The sequence below is a fragment of the Arthrobacter sp. GW822-FHT05G07 genome, assembly GCF_058799755.1.
The window spans coordinates 229,243-251,277 of sequence record NZ_JBXALT010000002.1 but is presented as its reverse complement, the minus strand read 5'-3'; the positions used below and the strand labels follow the sequence as shown (position 1 = coordinate 251,277).

General features: G+C 61.4%; 18 protein-coding genes. 15 read left to right on the top strand and 3 right to left on the bottom strand.

The features are described 5' to 3' along the window. Positions 1–45: 45 nt before the first annotated feature. From AC1RJY_RS03970 to AC1RJY_RS03915, 12 genes are all read left to right on the top strand, one after another. The gene (locus AC1RJY_RS03970) at positions 46–1,182 is read left to right on the top strand and encodes a Gfo/Idh/MocA family protein (protein ID WP_011774579.1); all 1,137 of its coding nucleotides are present in this window, start codon (positions 46–48) and stop codon (positions 1,180–1,182) included. After that, a complete protein-coding gene (locus AC1RJY_RS03965; protein WP_498601448.1) occupies positions 1,179–2,222 on the top strand; it encodes a Gfo/Idh/MocA family protein in 1,044 nt (347 codons plus the stop codon). Before AC1RJY_RS03970 ends, AC1RJY_RS03965 begins: the two co-directional genes overlap by 4 nt. A 44-nt stretch (positions 2,223–2,266) precedes the next feature. Continuing rightward, positions 2,267–3,406: an ABC transporter permease gene (locus AC1RJY_RS03960; protein WP_014921699.1), complete on the top strand. Its 1,140-nt coding sequence runs from the start codon at positions 2,267–2,269 to the stop codon at positions 3,404–3,406. A 64-nt stretch (positions 3,407–3,470) separates the two neighbouring features. After that, the gene (locus tag AC1RJY_RS03955) at positions 3,471–4,457 is read left to right on the top strand and encodes a sugar ABC transporter substrate-binding protein (protein ID WP_011774582.1); all 987 of its coding nucleotides are present in this window, start codon (positions 3,471–3,473) and stop codon (positions 4,455–4,457) included. 77 nt (positions 4,458–4,534) lie between these two features. Beyond that, the gene (locus AC1RJY_RS03950) at positions 4,535–5,386 is read left to right on the top strand and encodes a sugar phosphate isomerase/epimerase family protein (RefSeq protein ID WP_014921700.1); all 852 of its coding nucleotides are present in this window, start codon (positions 4,535–4,537) and stop codon (positions 5,384–5,386) included. Further along, a complete protein-coding gene (locus AC1RJY_RS03945) occupies positions 5,379–6,233 on the top strand; it encodes a sugar phosphate isomerase/epimerase family protein (RefSeq protein WP_014921701.1) in 855 nt (284 codons plus the stop codon). The genes AC1RJY_RS03950 and AC1RJY_RS03945 overlap by 8 nt, the downstream gene beginning before the upstream one ends. Further along, complete coding sequence (locus AC1RJY_RS03940; protein WP_498601446.1) at positions 6,230–7,726, top strand: sugar ABC transporter ATP-binding protein; 1,497 nt, start codon at positions 6,230–6,232, stop codon at positions 7,724–7,726. The genes AC1RJY_RS03945 and AC1RJY_RS03940 overlap by 4 nt, the downstream gene beginning before the upstream one ends. A gap of 26 nt (positions 7,727–7,752) precedes the next feature. After that, positions 7,753–8,766 carry a sugar phosphate isomerase/epimerase family protein gene (locus AC1RJY_RS03935; protein WP_498601445.1) on the top strand — a complete coding sequence of 338 codons (1,014 nt, stop codon included), beginning with the start codon at positions 7,753–7,755 and terminating at the stop codon, positions 8,764–8,766. 409 nt (positions 8,767–9,175) lie between these two features. Continuing rightward, entirely contained in the window at positions 9,176–11,584 is a 2,409-nt protein-coding gene (gene ppsA / locus AC1RJY_RS03930) for a phosphoenolpyruvate synthase (protein WP_014921703.1), read from the top strand. Beyond that, positions 11,585–12,427, top strand: coding sequence for a pyruvate, water dikinase regulatory protein (locus tag AC1RJY_RS03925; RefSeq protein WP_498601444.1), 843 nt, complete (start codon positions 11,585–11,587; stop codon positions 12,425–12,427). A gap of 491 nt (positions 12,428–12,918) precedes the next feature. Continuing rightward, positions 12,919–13,119 (top strand): ribbon-helix-helix protein, CopG family, encoded by a 201-nt coding sequence (locus tag AC1RJY_RS03920; RefSeq protein ID WP_210066078.1) that lies wholly within the window; start codon positions 12,919–12,921, stop codon positions 13,117–13,119. Further along, on the top strand, positions 13,116–13,484 hold the full coding sequence (locus AC1RJY_RS03915; RefSeq protein WP_498601443.1) for a type II toxin-antitoxin system death-on-curing family toxin: 369 nt from the start codon (positions 13,116–13,118) through the stop codon (positions 13,482–13,484). The genes AC1RJY_RS03920 and AC1RJY_RS03915 overlap by 4 nt, the downstream gene beginning before the upstream one ends. Before the next feature lie 17 nt (positions 13,485–13,501). On the opposite strand, the gene AC1RJY_RS03910 is transcribed toward AC1RJY_RS03915, so the two are convergent. After that, a complete protein-coding gene (locus tag AC1RJY_RS03910) occupies positions 13,502–14,488 on the bottom strand; it encodes an AraC-like ligand-binding domain-containing protein (protein ID WP_498601442.1) in 987 nt (328 codons plus the stop codon). Positions 14,489–14,673: 185 nt separating this feature from the next. On the opposite strand from AC1RJY_RS03910, the gene AC1RJY_RS03905 reads away from it, so the two are divergent. The 3 genes from AC1RJY_RS03905 to AC1RJY_RS03895 all read left to right on the top strand — a co-directional run bounded on the left by AC1RJY_RS03905 (position 14,674) and on the right by AC1RJY_RS03895 (position 19,155). After that, positions 14,674–15,708: a carbon-nitrogen hydrolase family protein gene (locus AC1RJY_RS03905; RefSeq protein WP_014921707.1), complete on the top strand. Its 1,035-nt coding sequence runs from the start codon at positions 14,674–14,676 to the stop codon at positions 15,706–15,708. After that, positions 15,709–16,809, top strand: coding sequence for a phenylacetaldoxime dehydratase family protein (locus tag AC1RJY_RS03900; protein WP_498601441.1), 1,101 nt, complete (start codon positions 15,709–15,711; stop codon positions 16,807–16,809). Positions 16,810–16,899: 90 nt separating this feature from the next. Further along, positions 16,900–19,155: a beta-glucosidase family protein gene (locus tag AC1RJY_RS03895; protein WP_498601439.1), complete on the top strand. Its 2,256-nt coding sequence runs from the start codon at positions 16,900–16,902 to the stop codon at positions 19,153–19,155. Between the two features lie 21 nt (positions 19,156–19,176). Here the strand turns inward: AC1RJY_RS03895 and AC1RJY_RS03890 are convergent, their stop codons facing one another. Together AC1RJY_RS03890 and AC1RJY_RS03885 are read right to left on the bottom strand one after the other, a co-directional pair. Then, positions 19,177–20,640, bottom strand: coding sequence for an MGDG synthase family glycosyltransferase (locus AC1RJY_RS03890; protein WP_011774593.1), 1,464 nt, complete (start codon positions 20,638–20,640; stop codon positions 19,177–19,179). Between the two features lie 145 nt (positions 20,641–20,785). Continuing rightward, a complete protein-coding gene (locus AC1RJY_RS03885) occupies positions 20,786–21,688 on the bottom strand; it encodes a diacylglycerol/lipid kinase family protein (RefSeq protein WP_498601438.1) in 903 nt (300 codons plus the stop codon). Positions 21,689–22,035: the final 347 nt, after the last annotated feature.

The following is a 22,035-nucleotide window of genomic DNA, read 5'->3' as shown; positions in this document are numbered from 1 at the left end:
CTGGGCCCCTGACCAAAGTCAGGTGCTGCGTGTCACTGTTTCGGCATGGAAAACGACAGAACCACGACAGCCCCCTCCCGGTTACGGGCCGGGTTCGTCGGCGCCGGGTTCATGGCCGAGGTGCACAGCCGAGCCGCCCGTGCTGCAGGGGCGGATATCGCCGGCATTGCGTCCTCGAGCCGTACCAGCGCCGACCGCGCCAAAGACCGCCTGGGTGTGCAGCAGGCCTACGACTCCGTACAGGACCTCGTCGAAGACGACGCCATCGACGTCATCCACATCTGCACGCCAAACGGCACTCACTACGGACTGGCTGAGGCCGCGCTGAAAGCAGGCAAGCATGTGGTTTGTGAGAAGCCTTTGGCCACCAACGTCCAGGACGCAACCGAACTTGTAGAGCTGGCCGCCAAGGCCGGGACTGTTGCGACCGTTCCCTTCGTCTATCGCTTCCATCCGATGATCCGGGAAGCCCGGGAACGTATTGCATCGGGCCAAACGGGACGGATCTCCGCCATCCAGGGCTCCTACCTTCAGGATTGGCTGCTCTCCCGGGAAGACGACAACTGGCGAGTTGACGCCACTTTGGGTGGGCCCTCACGGGCGTTCGCCGATATCGGCTCCCATCTGTGCGACCTTGTCGAATTCGTAAGCGGTGAACACATAACAAAAGTCGGCGCCCTGAGCCGGACTCTCTTCTCGGGCCGGACGAACAACAAGGACATCCAGACCGAGGACCTCGTTGCCGCTGTTTTCGCCACTGAATCCGGCACCGTGGGAAATCTCCTGGTAAGCCAGGTTGCTCCTGGACGGAAGAACCGCCTGATGATCGAGATCGCGGGTTCGGAGGGCACCCTCCAGTTCGACCAGGAAGCCCCGGAGACGTTGTGGCTAGGCAAGCGGGCGGGGTCCCAATTGCTTGTCCGTGACCCGGAGGTGCTTAGCCCGGACGCAGCACGGCTGAGTGTTCTGCCAGCTGGCCATCCGCAGGGTTATCAGGATGCCTTCAATGCGTTCGTGGCCGATACCTATGCCGCCATCGACGGTGACGTCCGCGAAGGCCTGCCCACGTTCCAGGACGGCCTCAGGTCAGCCATCCTCACCGAAAGCATCATCAAATCCAGTAAGGGCGGCGAATGGGTCGACGTCCCAAACACAAAAGAGTTAGAAGGAGTGCAGCAATGAAAATCATCCAAGTAGGCCTCGGCGCCTGGGGCGCCTCATGGCTGAACGTGATTCACCACAGCAAAAGTTGGGAGCTGGCCGGTGTTGTCGACGTCAACTCCGACGCCGCACGGGCCGCTGGTGAACAGTACGGAATCCCCGCGTACGCCACTATCGAGGACGCGCTGGACCACAAAGATACGTTCGACGCTGCCTTGGTCATCGTTCCACCCGAATACCACGCAGCCGTGGCCATCCCTGCTCTGGAAGCAGGCGTACACACACTCATTGAGAAGCCACTTGCGCACAGCCTTGAAGACGGCGTCCGGATTATCGAAGCGGCAGAGAAATCCGGGAAACAGGCCATGGTGTCACAGAACTACCGTTTCAAGCGCGCAGCCCGCACCGTTCAGCGGCTCATACGCGACGGAGTTATTGGAGACCTCGAGCATGTCTTCGTCGACTACAAGAAGAACCCGCCGTTCGAAGGCTTCAGGCTCGAAATGGATGAACCCTTGATCGTGGATGCCATGATCCATCATCTTGACCAGCTCCGCGGCATCGTTGGTGTCCAACCCACCGCAGTCCGTGCACGGTCCTGGAACACCGGCACCTCGAGGTTCAAGGGCAACGCGTCCGCGGTGGTGCAGTTCGACTGCGACAACGGGGCACGCGTCGTCTACACCGGATCATGGAGCTCATATGGCCCGCAGACCAGCTGGGACGGTGACTGGGAAATCCAAGGCAGCAAGGGCGCCATTACGTGGAAGAACAACGAGGTCACCATCAACTTCGCATCACTGTTCGACACCGTATTCCTCGCCGGCGCCGTGGAACGCTCCGGCGTCATGCACATCGATTTGGACCCGTTGCCGGTGGAGGAACGCTTGGGAACCCTCGAAGCGTTCCGCGACGCCATCGAAACCGGGAACAAGGCTGAGACGGATGTCACCGACAACATTCAGAGCCTGCAACTCGTCATGGCCACCGCCGACTCCGCCCGCCAAGATGGCGCGCCCATCACCTTGAAGACCAACGCCGAACTCTTCGGCAGCCACTAGCACTTCCGACCCGAGGAAGTGTCGAATTGACTGGAGATACAAACATGCAGCCACAAACAGCCACCGGCTCTGCCGGTCCGGTTTCCGGGAGGGCTGGCCCCGGAAAATCCCACGACGAGTCCCGTTCACGGCTCTCCGGCGTCGGCGACTTCATCGGTGCGCAGGGCCTGCTGGTCGTCGTCTTGCTCTTCGGTGTACTGCTGACGTTCCTGAGCCCGGTATTCCTGACCACAGTCAACCTGGTAAACCTGCTCTACCAGTGCACGATCCTCGGTGTGTTCGCCATCGGCATGACCTTCGTGATCCTTACCGGCGGCATCGACGTCTCGGTAGGATCTACGGCTGCCCTGTCGTCCGTGCTGTCCATGGGCGTGATCGTCAACATGGATATGCCGCCGGCAATCGGACTCCTGACCGGCCTCGTAGTTGGCGCCGGAGTCGGAGCGGTCAACGGACTGATGGTCACGAAGCTGGGCATATCCCCGCTGATCGCGACCCTGGCAACACTCTCCGCCGGCTCGGGAATCGCCTTCGCCTACTCGGACGGCGGCAACATCACGCCTGTGCCGAAGGTGCTCACCGATATGGTCAGCGCGAAGATCGCCGGAATTCCTTTGCTCATACCGGCCGTTCTGGTGCTGGCTTTCCTGGCCCACTTGGTCCTGACCCGAACTACCTACGGACGTTCCATTTACGCCGTCGGCGGCAACAAGGAAGCAGCCCTGCTTGCAGGCATCCGCGTCGATCGAGTCACGATGAACGCTTACATTATCGCCGGCCTCTCGGCGGGAATGGCGGGTCTTCTGCTCACCGGTCGTCTGGCCTCCGGAAGCCCGCGTGCCGGCGACGGCATTGAACTCACCGTCATTGCCGCCGTGGTCATCGGCGGAACAAGCCTCTTCGGTGGCCAAGGAAACATCAAGGGCACACTGCTCGGCGTGCTGTTGATCGCGATGGTCTCCAATGCCGTAAACCTTCTCGGAATCCCGTCGTCCTACGACCGCATTGTCCAGGGCGTCGTCATCTTCGCTGCGGCCGCCCTGGACGTGTACCGCTACAAGTACGTCCAGAAGAACCTGTCAAGGAAACGCAGGATCGGACCGCCGGCGGCGACAGACCCGACGACGGCGGGCAGCCCGGTTACCGGGCCAGCCACAGCGCACACCACCGGAACTTCGGCCTAACAGCTCACCCGCATACAGCCGGCACAGCCGGCATGTCCTAGCACCCAACAGAAAGAGTAAGTCAATGAAGACCTCACCCAAACTGGCGGTCCTCGCGGCAGTCTCCGCCGCAGCCATAGCCCTCACCGGCTGCGCACCCAGCGCCGCCCAGGAAGCCAACGACGGAACGAAGACTAAGAAGATCGCCGTCCTGCTCTATAGCCAGAGTTTTGAATTCATGGTTGCCCTCGGGCAGGGTGTCAAGGATAAGGCGAAGGAACTCGGCGTGGAGGTCACAGTCCTTGATGCCAAGGGCGATTCCAGCACGCAGATCAGCCAAATCCAGGACCAACTCGCCCAGGGTGTGGACGGCATTGTCCTCAGCCCGAATAACTCCGCTGAATTGGTTCCCGGAGTCCAGATGATCCACGATGCCGGAAAGACCGTCACCACCGTGGACTCGGTCATCCCGGGTGACATCGCCGACGCTGCCGTCGCCTTCGACAACGAAAAGGCCGGCAAGCTTGGCGCTGAAGCCTTGGCCAAACTGATGGGAGAAAAGGGAACCGTCCTTGAGTACCAAGGAGCCAAGGGTGCTTACCACGCGATTCTGCGTGGCAAGGGGTTCAACGATGGCATCAAGCAGTTCCCCGGCATCAAGGTCATCGGCCGTGACGCACAGTGGACTGCAGACAACGCGCTGTCCCTGACCGTCGATAACTTCACCGCAGATTCCAGTATCAATGGCCTTTTCAGCCACAACGACGAAATGGTGCGGGGAATAGTCTCCGGCCTCTCACAGATCAACAAGGACGCTCCGGTGGGCGCCGCAAACCACATCCCGCTCGTCGGAGTAGACGGCACACCCCTTGCCCTTGACCGGATCCGCAATGGTGTCCAGGACGCCACGATGGACCAGAACCCGTTTGAGATGGGCGCACTGGCCCTTCAGGCCCAGGTTGACCTGCTTGACGGCAAGCAGGTGCCCAAGATGCAGCTGACTGACACCAAGCTCATCACCAAAGAGAACGTCGATGACCCCACTCTCTGGGGCAACATCTTCAAGGACTAGCGCAGCTCACCCCTCGGCTGCTTGGCCAGGCCTCGCCGCTTGGCCAGGCAGCAACACCAATTCCATCAAGGAGAAACATGTCCCGCTTCAAGTATTCCTACAACGCCATCGTCTACTACCAGGAAGACATCGCCAAAGGCATTGACCGCGTCGCCCGTTATGGCTACGACGCCATCGAACTGGTCGGAGAACCGGCAACGCACAACGTCGATGAGATCAACAAACTGACCAGCGACGCCGGTATCGACGTCAGTTCCATCTGCAGCATCTGGTTTGGAGAGGAACGCGACCTGATCAACCCCAGCGCCGCCAACCGGCAGAAGGCCTTGGACTACGGCAAGTCAGTAGCTGACTTCGCCGCCGCCGTCGGAGCTCCGACCATCATCGTCGGGCCGTCCCCGGTGGGCAAGACCGAAGCCCTGGCGAGCGATGAACAGGAATGGGAATGGGCTGTGGAGAACGTCCGCACACTTGGCGAATACGCGGCCAGCGTCGGCATCAACATCACCCTCGAACCGTGGAACCGCTACGAGACGCATTTCCTGAACCGGCTCGACCGCGCCGTTGAACTCCTGGACGCTACCGGTCTGAAAAATGCCGGCGTGCACGGAGACCTCTTCCACATGAACATCGAAGAAGACACCATCCACGGTGCCTTCGCCCGCGCCGGCAGCAAGGTCAACCACGTCCACCTGGCCGACTCGAACCGGGCAGCCCCCGGTGTAGGACACATCGACTTCCGTCCGACACTGCAGACGCTGAAGGACATCAACTTCGACGGCTACCTGACCTTCGAACTTCTTCCCGCCGCGTCGAATCCCTTCGCCATGATGGCCCGTGGCGGCCACCTGGAGTTCCTGGACCCCTACACCGAAAAGGCCATCAACGAAATGAAGAAGCTGGAACAGGAGCTGTGGCCCAATGAGTAAATACCAATTCGGAGTCAGCACCTTCATCCTGGTCTCCCCGTTCACAGACCAGGACGTTGATCAGTTCGACGTCGCCAAGGAGATGGGCTACGACCTGATCGAGGTCTGCATTGAAGACCCGGCCGTAGTCAGTGCGGAAGCACTGAAGAAGGCCTCGGAACGGACCGGACTGCCCGTGTCCATCTGCGGTGCATTCGGACCCGATCGCGACGTCTCACACGAAGACCCGCAGAAGCGGCGGCAGGGCATTGACTACCTGAAACTCTGCGTTGACATCGCTCAAGCCGTCGGATCCCCCCACGTGGCCGGCCCGATGTACTCCGCCACCGGCAAAGCACGGCTCCTTCCCCCCGAGGAACGTCGGCAGCAGCGCCAGTGGGCAGCCGACAGTCTGCGGGAAGTGGCCGACTACGCCTCCGCACGAGGCGTTACCCTGGCCATAGAACCGCTCAATCGCTTCGAAACGGACCTGGTCAACACCGTCGAGCAGGGACTGGAACTCTGCGAATTGATCGGCCGGGACAACGTGGGCCTGATGCTGGACACGTTCCACATGAACATCGAAGAGAAGAACATCGCTGCGGCCATCACCTCTGCCGGTGACAAGGTCTTCCATTTCCAAGTGTCAGAAAACGATCGCGGAACGCCCGGCAGCGGACACGTTCCTTGGTCCGAGACCTTTGACGCGTTGAAAACGATCGATTACCAAGGTTCCATTGTGGTCGAATCGTTCCTTCCCACGGTGGAGGAAATCGCCAAGGCTGTTTCGCTCTGGCGGCCGGTGGCACCGTCCATGGACGCGCTGGCCAGAGATGGACTCACCTTCCTGAGGAGAGAACTGCCGTGACTAAGACGCCCGGACGTGCTCCAGCAATCGTTGAAGCACGTAATCTCGTAAAACTGTTTCCGGGCGTCGTCGCCCTCTCCGGCATGAACTTCGAACTTCATGCCGGAGAGGTGCACTGCGTCTGTGGTGAGAACGGAGCCGGTAAATCGACGCTGATTAAGACGCTCAGCGGGTTTTACACTCCCGACGAAGGGGGCGTGTACGTGGACGGCGAACTCATGCCCTCCAGTACAGCGGCTTCCAAAGCCGCCGGGATTGCAACCATCTACCAGGAGCACAACCTGGTCCCGGACCTGTCCGTAGCCGAAAATGTACTGCTGGGAAACTGGGGTGGACGCAACGGCATCCTCTCTCGCCGCGAGATCCGCAAGCGGGCAAGGAAGGCACTCGACCAGGTTGCACCGCACCTCAACCTCGACACTCCTGCCATGGCGCTCTCAACGGTGGACGGCCAGATGGTGGAAATCGCGCGCGCCATAGCCCAGGACGCGAGAGTGATCATCATGGATGAGCCAACCACCGCCCTGACCGAGCAGGACGTTGAGAAGCTGTACAAGCTCGTCAACGAGCTTCGGGGCAAGGGCTTGGCGATCATGTACGTTTCGCACAAACTGGAGGAAGTCTTCACCCTGGCCGACCGGATAACCGTCATCCGCGAAGGCAAGACCGTGGCCTCATCCGTCCCCGCGGGTGAGCTAGATGCCCGATCCGTCGTGCAGTTGATGGTGGGCCGGGACGTGGACCTTTACGAGCATATTCCCCGCGAACGCGGTGAACTGGTTCTTGAGGCGCGGGGTCTAAGCCGTGCGGGAGCGTTTGAGGACGTGAATGTTCGACTGCACGCAGGGGAAATCGTTGGACTGGCAGGACTCGTCGGCGCAGGCCGGACAGAGGTCGCCCGGTGCATCTACGGGGCAGACAAACCAGACGCAGGAACCGTAGAGATCAACGGCCGGAAACTACGTCTCCATGGTGCGTCTGACGGCATCGCCGCCGGCATTGCCCTCGTCCCGGAGGAGCGAAAGCTGCAGGCCATCATCCCCATGCTGTCCATCCGCGAAAACACCACCCTGACTCTCCTGAAACAGATCAGCAAGTGGGGCGTGCTGAAGAGGGGCCACGAAAAGAAGATGGTTGGCGACTACATCAAAGAACTTGATGTCAGGACCCCCTCTGCGGAAACGCCGATACAGTCCCTGTCCGGCGGCAACCAGCAAAAGGTCATCATCGCACGCTGTCTGGCCAGCAATCCCAAGGTCCTCATCCTGGACGAGCCAACAAAGGGCATCGACATCGGCGCGAAGGCCGAGATCCACCGTCTGATCGAACAACTGGCTCGCAGAGGCGTAGCCGTACTCGTGATTTCCAGCGAACTCCCCGAGTTGCTCGAGCTCTCCGACAGAGTGATGGTCATGCGGTCCGGCCGAGTAGTGGCCGCACTGGACAAGGCACAAGCAACCAAAGAAAACGTCATCGCATATGCCGCGGCGTAAGCGATCCAACCAGAACGGATAGAATCATGCCCGATCAACCGACCCGGCCGTTCACCCTGTTCACCGGCCAGTGGGCCGACCTTCCCTTCGAGGAAGTCGCGCGCCTTGCCTCGGGCTGGGGCTACGACGGCCTGGAAATCGCCGTCTCCGGAGACCACCTGGACGTCTGGCGCTGGGACGAACCCGGCTACGTCGAATCCAAACTCGCCATCCTGGAAAAGTACAACCTGAAGGTCTGGGCCATCTCCAACCACCTCAAGGGCCAAGCCGTCTGCGATGACCCCATCGACTTCCGCCACGAAGCAATCGTCGGATCCCGCGTCTGGGGCGACGGGGAACCCGAAGGCGTCCGCAAACGCGCCGCCGAAGAAATGAAACACACCGCCCGTCTGGCTCGCGCCCTGGGCGTGGACACCGTGGTCGGCTTCACCGGCTCCTCCATCTGGCAATACGTCGCGATGTTCCCGCCCGTCCCGGAAAAGGTCATCGAGGCCGGCTACCAGGACTTCGCCGACCGGTGGAACCCCATCCTGGACGTCTTCGACGAATGCGGGGTCCGCTTCGCCCACGAAGTCCACCCCTCCGAGATCGCCTACGACTACTGGACCACCGTCCGGACCCTCGAAGCGATCGGACACCGGGAAGCGTTCGGCCTGAACTGGGACCCGTCCCACTTCATGTGGCAGGGCATCGACCCCGTGTCCTTCATCTGGGACTTCAAGGACCGGATTTACCACGTGGACTGCAAGGACACCAAGCTCCGCCCCACCGGCCGGAACACCGTGATGGGCTCGCACCTGCCCTGGGGCGATCCGCGCCGTGGCTGGGACTTTGTCTCCGCCGGACGCGGTGACGTGCCCTGGGAATCGTCCTTCCGGGCCCTGACTGCCATCGGCTACACCGGACCCATCAGCGTGGAATGGGAAGACGCAGGCATGGACCGCCTCCACGGCGCCCCCGAAGCCCTCGCGGCGCTGAAGAAGTTCGACTTCCCGGCGTCGCAAACCAGCTTCGACGCCGCCTTCAGCAGCAAGGACTAAACCGAAGACCATGACGCCTAAGACTCCCGGAGGTCCGGGGTGTCTTACATTCAGGCCAATTCGGTGATGCTCCTGGATTGGGCCTCCGCTCCTCGAAAGTTGTAGGGCGGAGGTCCAATCAGTTGACTGGAGCGCCACGCTTTTGGGAGGCGGCGGGCTTGGAGGGAGTTGCTCGCCAACACTCCGGATGATGGACACCATCGAATCATCTGTGCCGACTCCCTGCCTCTGAGCACGAGTTTCCTGAGTCACGTTTGATCCGCTGCCCACGAGCTTGATGACCTTTCGTTACTTCGTGGGTATGTTGCGCGAGTCACATCTATTTGCTTCCACTGAGCTGGTGCCTTGATCCTTGCATGACCTAGTTTTTTAGCGCTTGTCAGAGCGTGCCCAATGGAGGACACAATTTATGACTAACGTTCTTTGGTTTTCGGAGCTTGGCTTGTCCGACCTTGACCAGGTTGGCGGCAAAAATGCATCGCTTGGCGAAATGGTCCGGAATCTCGCCTCTGCCGGGGTGAAAGTTCCGGGCGGATTCGCGACGACGGCGGACGCTTACCGGCGTTTTCTGGCGGAGTCCGGGTTGGATGCCCGGATCGAAGGCATCCTGGAAGGCCTGGACAGCAGCGACGTCACTGCTTTGGCCAAAGTCGGCCAGGAAATTCGCACCTTGATTCGTGAAACACCGTTCCCGGCCGGATTCGAAGGAGACATCCGGACCGCTTATGAGCGCCTTACGCAGGAGCATGGTGGGGATGTGTCGTGGGCGGTGCGTTCCAGCGCCACGGCTGAGGACCTTCCGGATGCATCATTCGCCGGTCAGCAGGAGACGTTCCTGAACATCCGTGGCATAGACAACATTCTCCTGGCCATCAAGGATGTGTTCGCTTCCCTGTATAACGACCGGGCCATAGCCTACCGGGTGCATCACGGCTTCACGCATTCTGAAGTGGCGCTGTCGGCCGGTATTCAGCGGATGGTGCGTTCCGACGTCGGCGCCTCTGGCGTGATGTTCACCATGGACACCGAAACCGGCTTCACGGACGCTGTGTTCATTACGTCCTCGTATGGGCTGGGGGAGGCCGTGGTCCAGGGTGCTGTGAACCCGGACGAGTTCTATGTTTACAAGCCGGCCCTGGCAGCCGGTCGTCCGGCCGTGCTCAAGCGCGGACTGGGGGAGAAGGCCGTTCAGATGGTCTACACGGACTCGGAGGAAGTTGGCCGGACCGTTGACTTCGTTCCTGTGGCGCAGGATTTGCGGAGCCGTTTCAGCCTGACCGATGCCGAAGTCCAGGAGCTCGCCCGGCACGCTGTAGCCATCGAGGCACACTATGGCCGTCCGATGGATATTGAGTGGGGTAAGGACGGTGTGGATGGTGAGCTGTACATTCTTCAGGCTCGTCCGGAAACCGTCGAGTCCCGTAAGGCCGCCGGGACCACGTCCCGGTACACGCTCACGGAACGTTCCACGGTGTTGGTGGAAGGCCGGGCGATCGGTCAGCGGATCGGTGCCGGGCAGGTTCGGGTGCTGACCTCGATCGATCAGATGGCCTCCTTCCAAGAGGGTGATGTCCTGGTGGCGAACATGACGGATCCGGACTGGGAACCGATCATGAAGAAGGCCGCGGCTATTGTCACCGACCGTGGCGGACGGACCTGCCACGCAGCGATCATTGCCCGGGAGCTGGGTATCCCCGCCGTCGTCGGTACCGGGTATGCGTCCCAGATCCTCAAAGACGGGGCCCCGGTCACGGTGTCCTGCGCTGAGGGGGAGGCCGGTCTGGTCTATGAGGGTTTGCTCGAGTACTCCTTGCACGAGACCAGCGTGGAGACCATGCCGGAAGCTCCGGTGAAGATCATGATGAACGTGGGTACCCCGGAACAGGCGTTCAGTTTCTCCAGGCTCCCCAACCATGGCGTGGGCCTGGCCCGCCTGGAGTTCATCATCAATCGACAGATCGGCGTCCACCCCAACGCCTTGCTGGCGGTGGCAGGCGAAATTGAGCGCCCGGCTGCCTTGGATGACTACACCGTCCGGCAAATCCAGGAAAAGACCGCCGCTTACGATGGTCCCCGCGATTACTATGTCCGCCGCCTGGCCGAAGGCATCGCCACCATCGCGGCGGCGTTTGCGCCGGACCCGGTCATCATCCGGCTCTCGGACTTCAAGTCCAACGAGTACGCCAACCTCATCGGTGGTCCGGCTTTCGAGCCGGAGGAGGAGAACCCGATGATCGGGTACCGTGGCGCGTCCCGGTACCTGTCGGCGTCCTTCCGCCAAGCGTTCGAACTCGAGTGCGAAGCCTTGAAGTACGTCCGCAACGAGATGGGCCTGAGCAACATCAAGCTGATGGTCCCGTTCGTCCGGACCTTGGACGAGGCTCGCGGTGTGATTGAACTCCTCGCCGCCAATGGGCTCCGCCGGGGCGAGGATGGGCTGGAGATCGTGATGATGTGCGAACTGCCGGCCAACGCACTCCTGGCCGATGAGTTCCTGGAGTACTTCGATGGTTTCTCCATCGGCTCCAACGACCTCACCCAGCTCACTCTGGGACTGGATCGTGACTCCGCCCTGGTTGCTGAGGGCTTCGATGAGCGGAATCCGGCAGTGACCAAATTGCTGGAATTGGCGATCACCGCATGTCGCGCCAAGGGCCGCTATGTGGGAATCTGCGGCCAAGGCCCCAGCGACCACCCGGACTTTGCCGAGTGGCTGCTCGGACAGGGCATCAGTTCGATTTCGCTGAACCCCGATGCCGTAACCGAGACCTGGCTGCGCCTGGCCCGCACCACACGTACCACCAGCACCACCGCCTAAATGGCAAACCACACCACCGCGGGGGCGGGCTCCGTGCCCGCCCCCACGGTGTTCTTCCTTTCCGACAGCACCGGAATCACGGCTGAAACACTCGGCAACACGCTGCTGACCCAGTTTCCCGGCCAGCGGCTGGAACGGCGCACCATCCCGTTCATCACCACCAGCGAGCAAGCGCGTGAGGTGGTGGCACTGATCGACCGGGTCGCGGACAGCGGTTCCCTGCCGATCATCTTTTCCACGGCTGTGGGGCAGGACATCCGTGCCATCCTTTCCCGGAGCCGCGGGCAGTTCTTCGACTTGTTCGGCACGCACATCGGACAACTCGAACAGACCCTTGGCGCGCAGGCCAACGGCAAGCCCGGCCAGGCCCACGGCGTGGGTGACGCCGTCCGCTACCAATCCCGCATGGCCGCCGTCGAATACGCGATAGAGCACGACGACGGTCAGTCGCTTCGGGCGCTCGAACGCGCCGAGCTGATACTCATCGCGCCGTCGCGGTGCGGGAAAACTCCCACCACCATGTACCTGGCCCTGCAACACGGCATCCTCGCCGCGAACTTCCCCCTGGTGGAGGAAGACTTCGACACCATGACTCTCCCGAAACCCTTGCTGCCCTTCGCGAGCAAATGTTTCGGGCTGACCTCCCAGCCCGTTCGCCTCAGCCAGATCCGGCAGGAACGCCGCCCGGGCAGCAACTACGCCTCACTGAATCAGTGCGCCTTCGAGCTGCGCAATGCCGAGGACATGTACCGGGCCAACAACATCCCTTACGTCAACTCCGCGTCCATGTCCGTGGAAGAAATATCCGCCACCGTCCTCCAACGCATGCAGCTGCACCACTGATGACGCTTGGTGGCCAACGTTCGTCCCCTACCATGTAACCGGGCAGGCATGACCCACATGCGATTGCAGACTCGATGTTTTCATGCTCGACATGTGCGCCGTTATCGGCGTTACTTGCGTTTATCTTTTGTGACTATCGAATGGAACTCTGAATCTGGGCAGGTCAAGGTCGAAAGCAATGATGAATGGTTTGCCGTCGGCTTTGCCTGCCTCCATGAGGACGTTCATGCGAAGCGCCTGTTCCTGCGAAGTGGCTTGGTCGAGTGGAGGGATTCCGGGCAGCAGGGTCCGTACTTCGCGAAAGGGGACCCTTAGCACGTAGTTCACATGGTGAAGTCGATTGCAGCGTTCGAAGACGCCGCGATCGAATCGTGCTAGATGGGTGTTCGGGTTGGTCGAAAGCGCTACTTTTCTCGCATCACGGGCGGGAAGTGTAGATGAGGCGTCTCCGCTGATAGTTTGTACCGTTTTGGTACCATAAGGGCCTGGCAATGAACCTCCGCGTCCCGGAAGACCTCGATCGCCGGCTCGAGGAGCTCGCAGCCGAGGAACATACGTCCAAGTCGGCGTTGCTCTTGCAGGGTGCCGAGCTTGTCTTGCAGCGCCACGCGCGCCGGCGTGAGATTAGTGCGGGCCTTGATTTCGTTATGGGCCATGACGCCGAGCTGCTGACCCGCCTTGAGGACGCGTGACCGCGTACCTCGACATTGAGGACGCACTGCAGGTAATCGACCGGTACGGGTTACACATCCGCGACGTCGGCCTGCTCGCCTCGGCACTGGCCAGGCCAGCGACAACAGTCATGGGCACTGAGGCCTATCCGGAATTGGCGATGAAGGCGGCCGCATTGCTGGAGTCGGTGGCCCGCTTCCATCCGCTCATTGACGGTAACAAGCGTATCGCCTGGACGCTCATGGTTCTGTTGTTGTGGATCAACGGCTACCGTCATGACTTCACGACTGACGAGGGCTTCGGCCTCGTGGTCGGAGTCGACGAAGGAAGTGTTGAACTGCGGGACTCCGCCGCGCTGCTTTCCCAGCATCTGGTTTCGCGCTAGCCCAGGCTGCAGTCCGGTCAGGGCCATTGATCGGGGTCCCGCCGCCGGTCTGCCCAGGCGTCGTCGGCTAGCGGCCGCAGCAATTGCGAGGGCGCGTGTCCGTACCGCTGGCGGAAGGCCCGGCTGAAGTGCGAGGGGTCCGAGAATCCCCACGTAAGAAACAAGTCCGTCAGTGTGCCCTCATATCTTCCGGTCAATAAGGTCTCCCGGATCCTCTTTAGACGTTGCTGCCAGACCCAGCCCATCACTGTCTCACCGTCCGCTGCGAAGGCGCGGTGGATGCTGCTCGGAGATAGGTGAAGGTCGCTTGCGATGGATTTGATACTGAGGGACTCGTCGCCCAGGTTTTCGAGGATATGGGTTTGCACGAGCTTGCGCCGGGAGATTCGGTGCGCGTCCGGGACGCCCCGGGTGAGGCCGCCCAAGCCAGCAACAATCAGATGCTCAACGCCCTGGGAGACCGATAAGGCAACATCGGGAGACAGTACGTCAATATCGTTCGCTAGGAACTGCACTGTATTTACCAGAAGACGTCCAGCCCCCGGATCCGCGTTTACTGCCAGCGCGGTGAGTCTGGCAGCTTCGGGCAAGTATCGCTCCAAAGCGGTTCTCGGAAGGCGGATCACAAGTTGCTCAAAGTGGTCGGTCAGCAGCAGTGAATACCGTCGGGTGGTGTCATAGAGCGCGAATCCGCCGTCGTGGAGGGCTGCCGAGCGGCCATCCTGGGTTACCAAGCATGAGCCTTCGGTTTGCATGCCCACGAGATAGTAGTCGTCGGAGGAAGCGTCAATGGCGGCTGGTGTGCGGTGGACGGATTGCGCGGAGGCACGAACGCGGGCCAGATCAATCGACGCCAGCGTCTGGACAGCTATTTCACCGTCTATGGACTCGCGGCCGTCACCCGCCTTGCAGTCGAGGACAACAAAAGTATCAGAGACGGCCTCCGTCCAGAACGAAACACTGTTCCGGGGAGACACCGCCGCTGTGCTCACAACCTTGGCCATGCCCCATCTTACCGTCGCCCTGCGCCCACTCTGCGGTCAATTTCAGAAGGGAAGCGGGGGTGCATTCAACGTGACACTCGCAGTCAACGTTCCTGCGATTCTCGATCAAGAATCCCTCGGAATTGAGACTTACCGTTGAAATGCATTCAGTTTATGACTCGCATCACATGCTTTAGGAGATCCCAATGACCCACCCCCAGTTCAAGGCAGCCGTAGTTCAGGCAGCACCGGTATTCCTCAATTTGGACAAGACCATCGATAAAACGATCGCCTTGATCGAGGACGCGGCCCGTAACGGCGCGGAGATCATTGCGTTCCCCGAGACCTGGCTCCCGGGTTACCCATGGTACGCCTGGCTCGACGCCCCTGCCCTGTGGCTACCGCCATACACCCAACGCTACTTCGATAATTCCCTCGAGTACGGCACTCCCCAGGCTGAGCGGATCTCAAAGGCAGCCAAGGAAAACAACATCATGGTCAGCATGGGCCTGAGCGAACGCCACGGCGGCAGCCTCTACATCGCTCAATGGTTCATCGACAGTGAAGGGCAGACCATCTCCCAGCGCCGCAAGCTCAAGCCTACCTTTGTGGAGCGCACCATCTTCGGCGAAGGCGACGGAAGCGACCTTGCCGTCTGGGACACCAAGCTGGGCCGCGTCGGGGGGCTCTGCTGCTGGGAGCACCTGCAGCCACTGTCCAAGTACGCCATGTACGCCCAAAACGAGCAGGTCCACGTCGCCGCATGGCCAAGCTTTTCCCTTTATGAAGGTGGCGCTTACGCCCTCGGCCCTGAGGTCAACAGTTCCGCCTCGCGGATCTATGCCGTGGAAGGCCAATGCTTCGTCCTGGCTCCTTGCGCCACCGTATCCCAGGAGATGGTCGACGAAATGTGCACCACCGACATGCAGAAGGCACTCCTGAAAACCGGCGGCGGACATGCCCGCATCTTCGGACCCGACGGCCAGCAACTCCACGAATCCCTCCCGGAAAACCAGGAAGGCCTCATCTACGCTGAGATAGATCTGGGTCTCATCTCAGCGTCGAAGACTATTTCCGACCCCGCAGGCCACTACGCCCGCCCCGATGTCACCCAGCTGGTCCTCAACAAGGTTCCTCGGCGGGCCGTCATCGACGCCGCCCCGCCAGCGGATTCCGCCCCCGGTCCTGAACAGTTCCGCCACGTAGAGGAGCCAGCCCTTCCAGACATGGCGGAACTCTAGATGGCTCCTGACCCAAGCCGGCAAGACCCGGCTATTGAGTCTTCGATCCCGAGACACTTCACTGTCAAACGGACGCGCCCGAAGCGGGCAGGTGCTGGCTATACGCCGCCCTATCCGTCCTACTCCGTGCGATTCGCGGAAGGCGTCAGCAATCTTGTTTGCGCCTTCCTCGGCGTCCAAAGCAGGGCGCCGCTCTCTCACGAGGCGAAAGTAGCTTCCGCTGGAATGTGGGAGCTGTGTGCCAACGAAGACGGACCGATGTCCCGCGAGCATGCAGTCCACACGGACGAACAAGGCTTCGATAACCAGGTCATCATTGCCTATTGGGACGATGTCGACGCCTATGGTCGCTGGTTCAAGAAGCACCGTGACGCACTGATCGGTGCTGGCCTGGAGCCCTCCGACTACGGCCGCTGGATCGAAGCAGTCACGCCGGAAGCACGCGGGTTTGAGACCCTATATTCTTCCAATACCTTCCCGGAAGGCGCCGCGCGAATGGCCACAGGAGGATTCACTGGGGAAATCCAGGAGCACGGGTACTGGGGCAGTATGCGCGACCGCCTGCCGATTGCGCAAACCGACGCCCTCAAGCCTGTGGGCGATCCAGTCGTCCCCCGGAACCCGGGGATCGTCCGGGTTGAACCGCACGACAACCTGGCGGTCATCCGTTCCGGCCAAGACTGGAGCCTTTGCGACGACGCAGAACGTGCGTCCTATTTCAGCGATGTGGAACCCCAGCTGAAAGCAGGCATGGACTTCCTGACGACGGAAGGTGCATCGATCGGTTGCTACGCGAACAGGTACATGACGAGCAGCGATGGAAACGGCAATGTCCTTGAACAGAGCTTCGGTCTGAGCTTCTGGCATAGCCTGGAGGATATGGAGAGGTGGGCGGAATCGCATCCCACCCACGTCGCCATCTTTAGGTCCGCCATGACATTCCTGCAGGCAAACGCGGGCGCTAGGCTTCGCCTCAGCCATGAGGTTGCAGTGGTCTCACGCGACCAGCAGTACTACGAGTACAACAATTGCCACGCTGGAACAGGCATGCTCGGCGCCAGGAGGCCGCTGGGAACAGCCACTCCTGGCACTCGGACCTAATCTGCAAGGCGGGCGGCCAGTTCAATCTGTCCGCCCGCCGGCAATCCCGGCATGCGTGGGTGCATGCGCACAGGGTGCAGACTTTAGTACATGAACATGACCGCTGGACGTCGGGCAGCGCTAACGCGGGAGCAGGCTTCGTCAGAGACGATGACTATGGAAAGCAGTGCGTATGGCGAGGCAGTCCGGGCAGTCCGGACGGGTGAAATCAGCGCGGATGAAGCGGCGAACCAGCTGATAGACCGGATGACGGAGGGGGAGGTTCTCGGCCTGCTCGACGGCGACTCGTCCAGGTGGGTGCTCCCGTTCATTCCCGCTCTGCTCGACAGACGACCGTTCGTGGCCGGGGCGGTCTCACGGCTCGGCATACCAGGCATTCGGTTCAGCGACGGTGGCCGTGGTGTAGTGATAGGCGCCTCCACGGCTTTCCCTGTGACGATTGCCCGGGCAGCGACCTGGGATCCATCGCTGGAGGAACGTGTCGGGATCGCTATCGGCTTGGAGACCAGGGCGAGGGGAGCGAACTACTCTGCCTCCGTCTGCGTGAACCTCCTTCGCCACCCCGCGTGGGGCCGGGCCCAGGAATGCTACGGAGAAGATCCGGTGCTCACCGGCCGGATGGGATCGGCCCTTACACGAGGCGTACGTTTGCACGTCATGGCGTGCGTGAAGCACTTCGCGCTCAACTCGATGGAGAACGAGCGCTTCGAGGTGGACGTGGCGGTGGACGAACACGCCCTGCATGAGGTGTACTTGCCGCACTTCAAGGCTGTAGTGGACGCTGGCGCCGATTCCGTCATGAGTTCGTACAACCGCGTGCGAGGCGAGTATATGGACGTCAACCGCGCCCTGCTCACCGACGTGTTGAGGCGGGAGTGGGGTTTCTCCGGGTTCGTGACGAGCGACTGGGTGTTCGGCACCCACGACGCAGTGGCCAGCCTGGAGGCGGGGATGGACGTGGAGATGCCACTGCGGCTGCTACGCGCCCGCGAGCTGCCCGCCGCGCTGCGGAACGGTGTCCTGGCCCGGGCCACAGTTCTGCAATCCGCGCGCCGGGTTCTGCGCACGTGCGTCGAGCATGCCGCGAACCGGGAACTGGCGGCCCCTACTCGCGCCGTTATTGCGTCCCCGGCGCACCGGGCGCTCGCCCACCAAGTCGCTGCGGAGTCGATCGTAATGCTGAAGAACGAAACCGTCGGCGCGGCACCGCTGCTGCCTTTGGCTCCCACCATCCAGCATCTCGCGGTGATCGGACGACTCGCCGCACAAGGGAACCTCGGCGATCATGGTTCCTCACGCGTCCGTCCTCCCTCCACTGTCTCGCCGCTGCAGGGCTTGCGTGAGGCGCTTCCCGGTGTCCTGATATCGACCACCACCGGCCGAGACGAGCGCCGCGCGGCGGCGATGGCCGCCGCGGCGGAGATGGCGATCGTCGTCGTCGGGCTGGACCAGCACGATGAAGGCGAATCTGTTGTCACTGGAGGTGTAGACGTGGGCGTGATCGGCCGAACCTTTGGCTCAGGCCCTCTCCGACAGGTTCTCATTGGACTCGCACACCTGGCTTCGCGCTTCGTCCGGGGCGGCGACCGCAGCTCGCTTAACCTGCGTCCCTCTGACGAGCGGCTTATCCAGGCGGTCGTCGCCGCGAACCCCAGGACCGTCGTCGTGCTTGTTAGCGGCAGTGCGATCCTCACCGAGGCGTGGCGTGATCGCGTGCCAGCGCTCCTCCTTGCCTGGTACGGCGGTATGGAGGGCGGCCGTGCGCTCGCGAGTGTGCTGACCGGCAGTGAGGAGCCCGGCGGACGGCTGCCCTTTGTGCTGCCAACGGATGCCGCGCACCTGCCATTCTTCGACTCCGCTGCCAAGTCCGTGGTCTATGACGCCCAATGGGGTCAGCGCAGGCTCGACGGCGAGGGGCACCGGCCCGCCTACCCGTTTGGATTCGGCCTGGGCTATACAACCCTCGAGCACCGACTCATTGACCACACCTTGGACAGCTCAGGCGGCAACGCGAACGTGCACGTAACGAACAAAGGCCATCGCAAAGGCTCAACCGTCGTTCAGGTCTATGCGGCAGATGTGTCCCTCCGCAGACCTGTGGCCCAACTCCTTGGCTTCCGGAAGGTGACCCTGCAGCCTGGCGCGGAGACCACCGTGCGTGTCGTTTTGGATGCGGGCCCCACCCTGCAGCGTGATTCGACCACACAGCGCTGGTCTCCCCGATCGGGGGTGTGGGCCCTGCAAGCGAGCCAACACAGCCCGGACAGCTGGGAGAACGCCGTCCGCTTGCGTCGCACGGAGGGTCTGATTGACCAGGAAGGTACTTCAGACGTCAAGCCGGCCTGATGTAGTCAGGGGTTCCGCCGATTATCCGGGAAGATCGCGAAACGGGGCCAACGGCCCTTCGACACGGACCGCCAAATGGTCATCGCCCCGAAGCATGGCGCGGAGCAGCCGACGTTCCTCCCAGTGGAGAATCAGAGACGCTCGGCCTGGGCGCAGGACCATGTCTTCGTCCGGCGTCGTGTACCGCTTCTGCAGATCCGCCAGCTCTTCCTCTTGCAGCAGTGCAACTGTGCTGCCCGAAGCCTGGTCGACTAATCGGACCAATGAGGAGGGGCCGGTGAGATCGGTCGCGACGAAGCGCTGCTCGCTGGCGGCAAGAATGGTCCTCTGCGCCGCCCGCGTCACGACCAGCGGACGGGACGGTCCGCCCAGGAGGGCGCCTAGTACGTCGGCCGCAGCATCAGGGCGACCTGTTCTCTGCGCCGCCGCCTGCATCTTTTGCAAACGGCCGGGCTCACGCAGCACCTGATCGATCTTCCAGCCGATCGTTGCCGCTGCGTTGCACCGGACGGCCGCGCCCTGCTCCATGAGGTAGTCGCCGTTGCGTACCTCCTGACCAGGGATCGGGTTCACAAGTACCATCGGCAGCCCCGCAGCCATGCACTCCGACGCCGAGAGCCCACCCGGCTTGCCCACGAACAAATCTGCCCGCTGCAACAGCTGCGGCATTTCCGTCGTGAAGCCGAGCACGCTGTAGCGGTCGCGGGCGGTCGCCACCAGCTTTTCGATGCGTTGCCGCAACGCAATATTGTTTCCGCACACGACTGTCGCCGTGAACGCCGAGCGCATGTGCATCGTTTGCCGCACCACCGAGACAGCGTAGTCGCCGCCGGTCGCACCTGCCGAGATGATCAGCATCGGCGGCTTTTTGGCATCGCGTACGGGCGCTGGACTGGGCTGTTTGGTGATCGGGATTCCCGTGGCAACAACACGGTCGGGAGGAAGACCCAGGGCCATCAGCTCCACCTTTCCCTCCTCCCTGGCCACAAAGATCTTGTGGAACGCCCCGGAAAGGGACAAGCCTTGGAAGTCGTAGTCGGTGGTCACGACAGCTGTCTTGGCGTCGATCACGCCGCGAAGGAGCAGTGAGGCCATCAGCTGGGCCGGGAGGAAATGCGTGCACACAATCGCGGTGGGCCGGAACTGCTTGATGGCACTGATAACCGGGCTGGCATTCAAGCGCGTCCAGGGGTCAATCGGGCCGCGACGCCGGAACGGCGGGTTGCTGATGTCGTAACCCCACTCGACCAACCAGGGCAAGTCCTCCACGAGGACGAAGTAGCCCTTACTCAGCAGCGCTCGGTAGAGCACACTGCTTACCTTCAGCACATCAAGCACCTGCACCTCGGCGATGTCATCGCGTGCGGCACATGCTTGTTGTACCGCGGTCGCTGCGCTGTTATGCCCGGATCCCACGCCTGCAGACAGGATCAAAACGCGCTGTCCGTTGGCGGTGGCTTTGGTTCGTGCCGACGTTGTGCGCATGAGGAGAGGCTAGCAGGGTGCATTCTCCTGAAGGCGAGGGCGAGACACGGCAGGAGAGTGCGGCTCCGTGCGGAGACGGGACCTGCAAACGCTGTGCTCATGGGTGGGCGGGAGCCGTGGCATCTTGATGGTGCCGCTTATGGTGTCAGATGATGGTGAGCGCGTGTTTGGCGCTTTCCACCAAAACCTGGGTGTCTGCCGGAACGTGAACTACTTCCCCATCAATCTGGCAGGGAATGGCGTTCCGCGTTGTGAAGGAATAACTGTTGACGCTGGGCTGCGGTCCAAGGCCAAGTGTCACCGCGCGCAGGGTCATTAAGGCCATTCGCCAGCGCCCGGAGTGTGGCAATGTCACAATCTCGAATTGACCGTCGTTGGGGTTGTTCTTATCGCTTACTGTTCCGTATTTTGCCATGTGGGAGATGTTTGCCAGGACAAGACTGTCGAACTGTGCTGTTGCTCCGTCTGCCCGCTCAAGCTCAAACGGCTCCAGACTGGACAGTGTTCTGGTCACGGAGAGAAGTTCAAGGATTTTTCCTTTACCTCCCTTCTCAATTCCGATCGCCATCAAGGGGGTCAGTCCGAAACCTATATAGGAGTGGGCGTAATGGACTTGATCCGCTTTTTCTCCACTCAACGTGATTCGGAGCAGATCCATCGGACGGACCGAACCATTACGGATAGCTTCCGTTAGCTGCCGTACCGGCATGCTCCTGAAGTGGTCGTTGGCGTTGCCTGCGGGTAGGACGGTGCACACTGCCCGAGTAGATGAAATGTCCATGACACCGTTGACGACTTCGTTGTATCCGCCGTCGCCACTGACGGAAATGATGAGTGGAGATCCGTTCGCCGCCGCTGAGCGTGCAAGATCCCGGGCGTGCCCCGCGAAAGCGGTCGGCTGTGTCTCGACTTTCATTTCGGGCAGCGCGGCGAGCAATTCCTGTTCGAGGGCGTCTATCCGCGTGGCCATTCCGGGTCGGGCCGGATTGAAGATCAGGACCACCCGATCAAAGTGTGCTGCAAGAGCGTCAGGTGCCACCCACCGCATGTTTTCCCAAAAGTCCTTTGCAACTACTGACCGTTACTCGGTTTGAATACTTCCAGCCTAGTGTTGGCACCTGGAATTCACATATGGTTCTTGGGCATAGGCAAAAAGGGAGTGTGGAAAATGTCCACACTCCCCGCCACGGACTACCTCTCACACCAATCTGGCTGGCCCGGATTGAGCACGTTTCCGCCCCTTTCCACTGTTTTGAGGCCTGGCATTACGGTCGGGTCCCACCTCGGGCACCACAAACCCGCTTGTCAGAAGGGGTTCGTGCTTTAGCGTGTGCTGCGTCAGATGAAGACCTGCTCCGACATGAAGGATCAGCTACTAATGGCCGGAGACCGTTT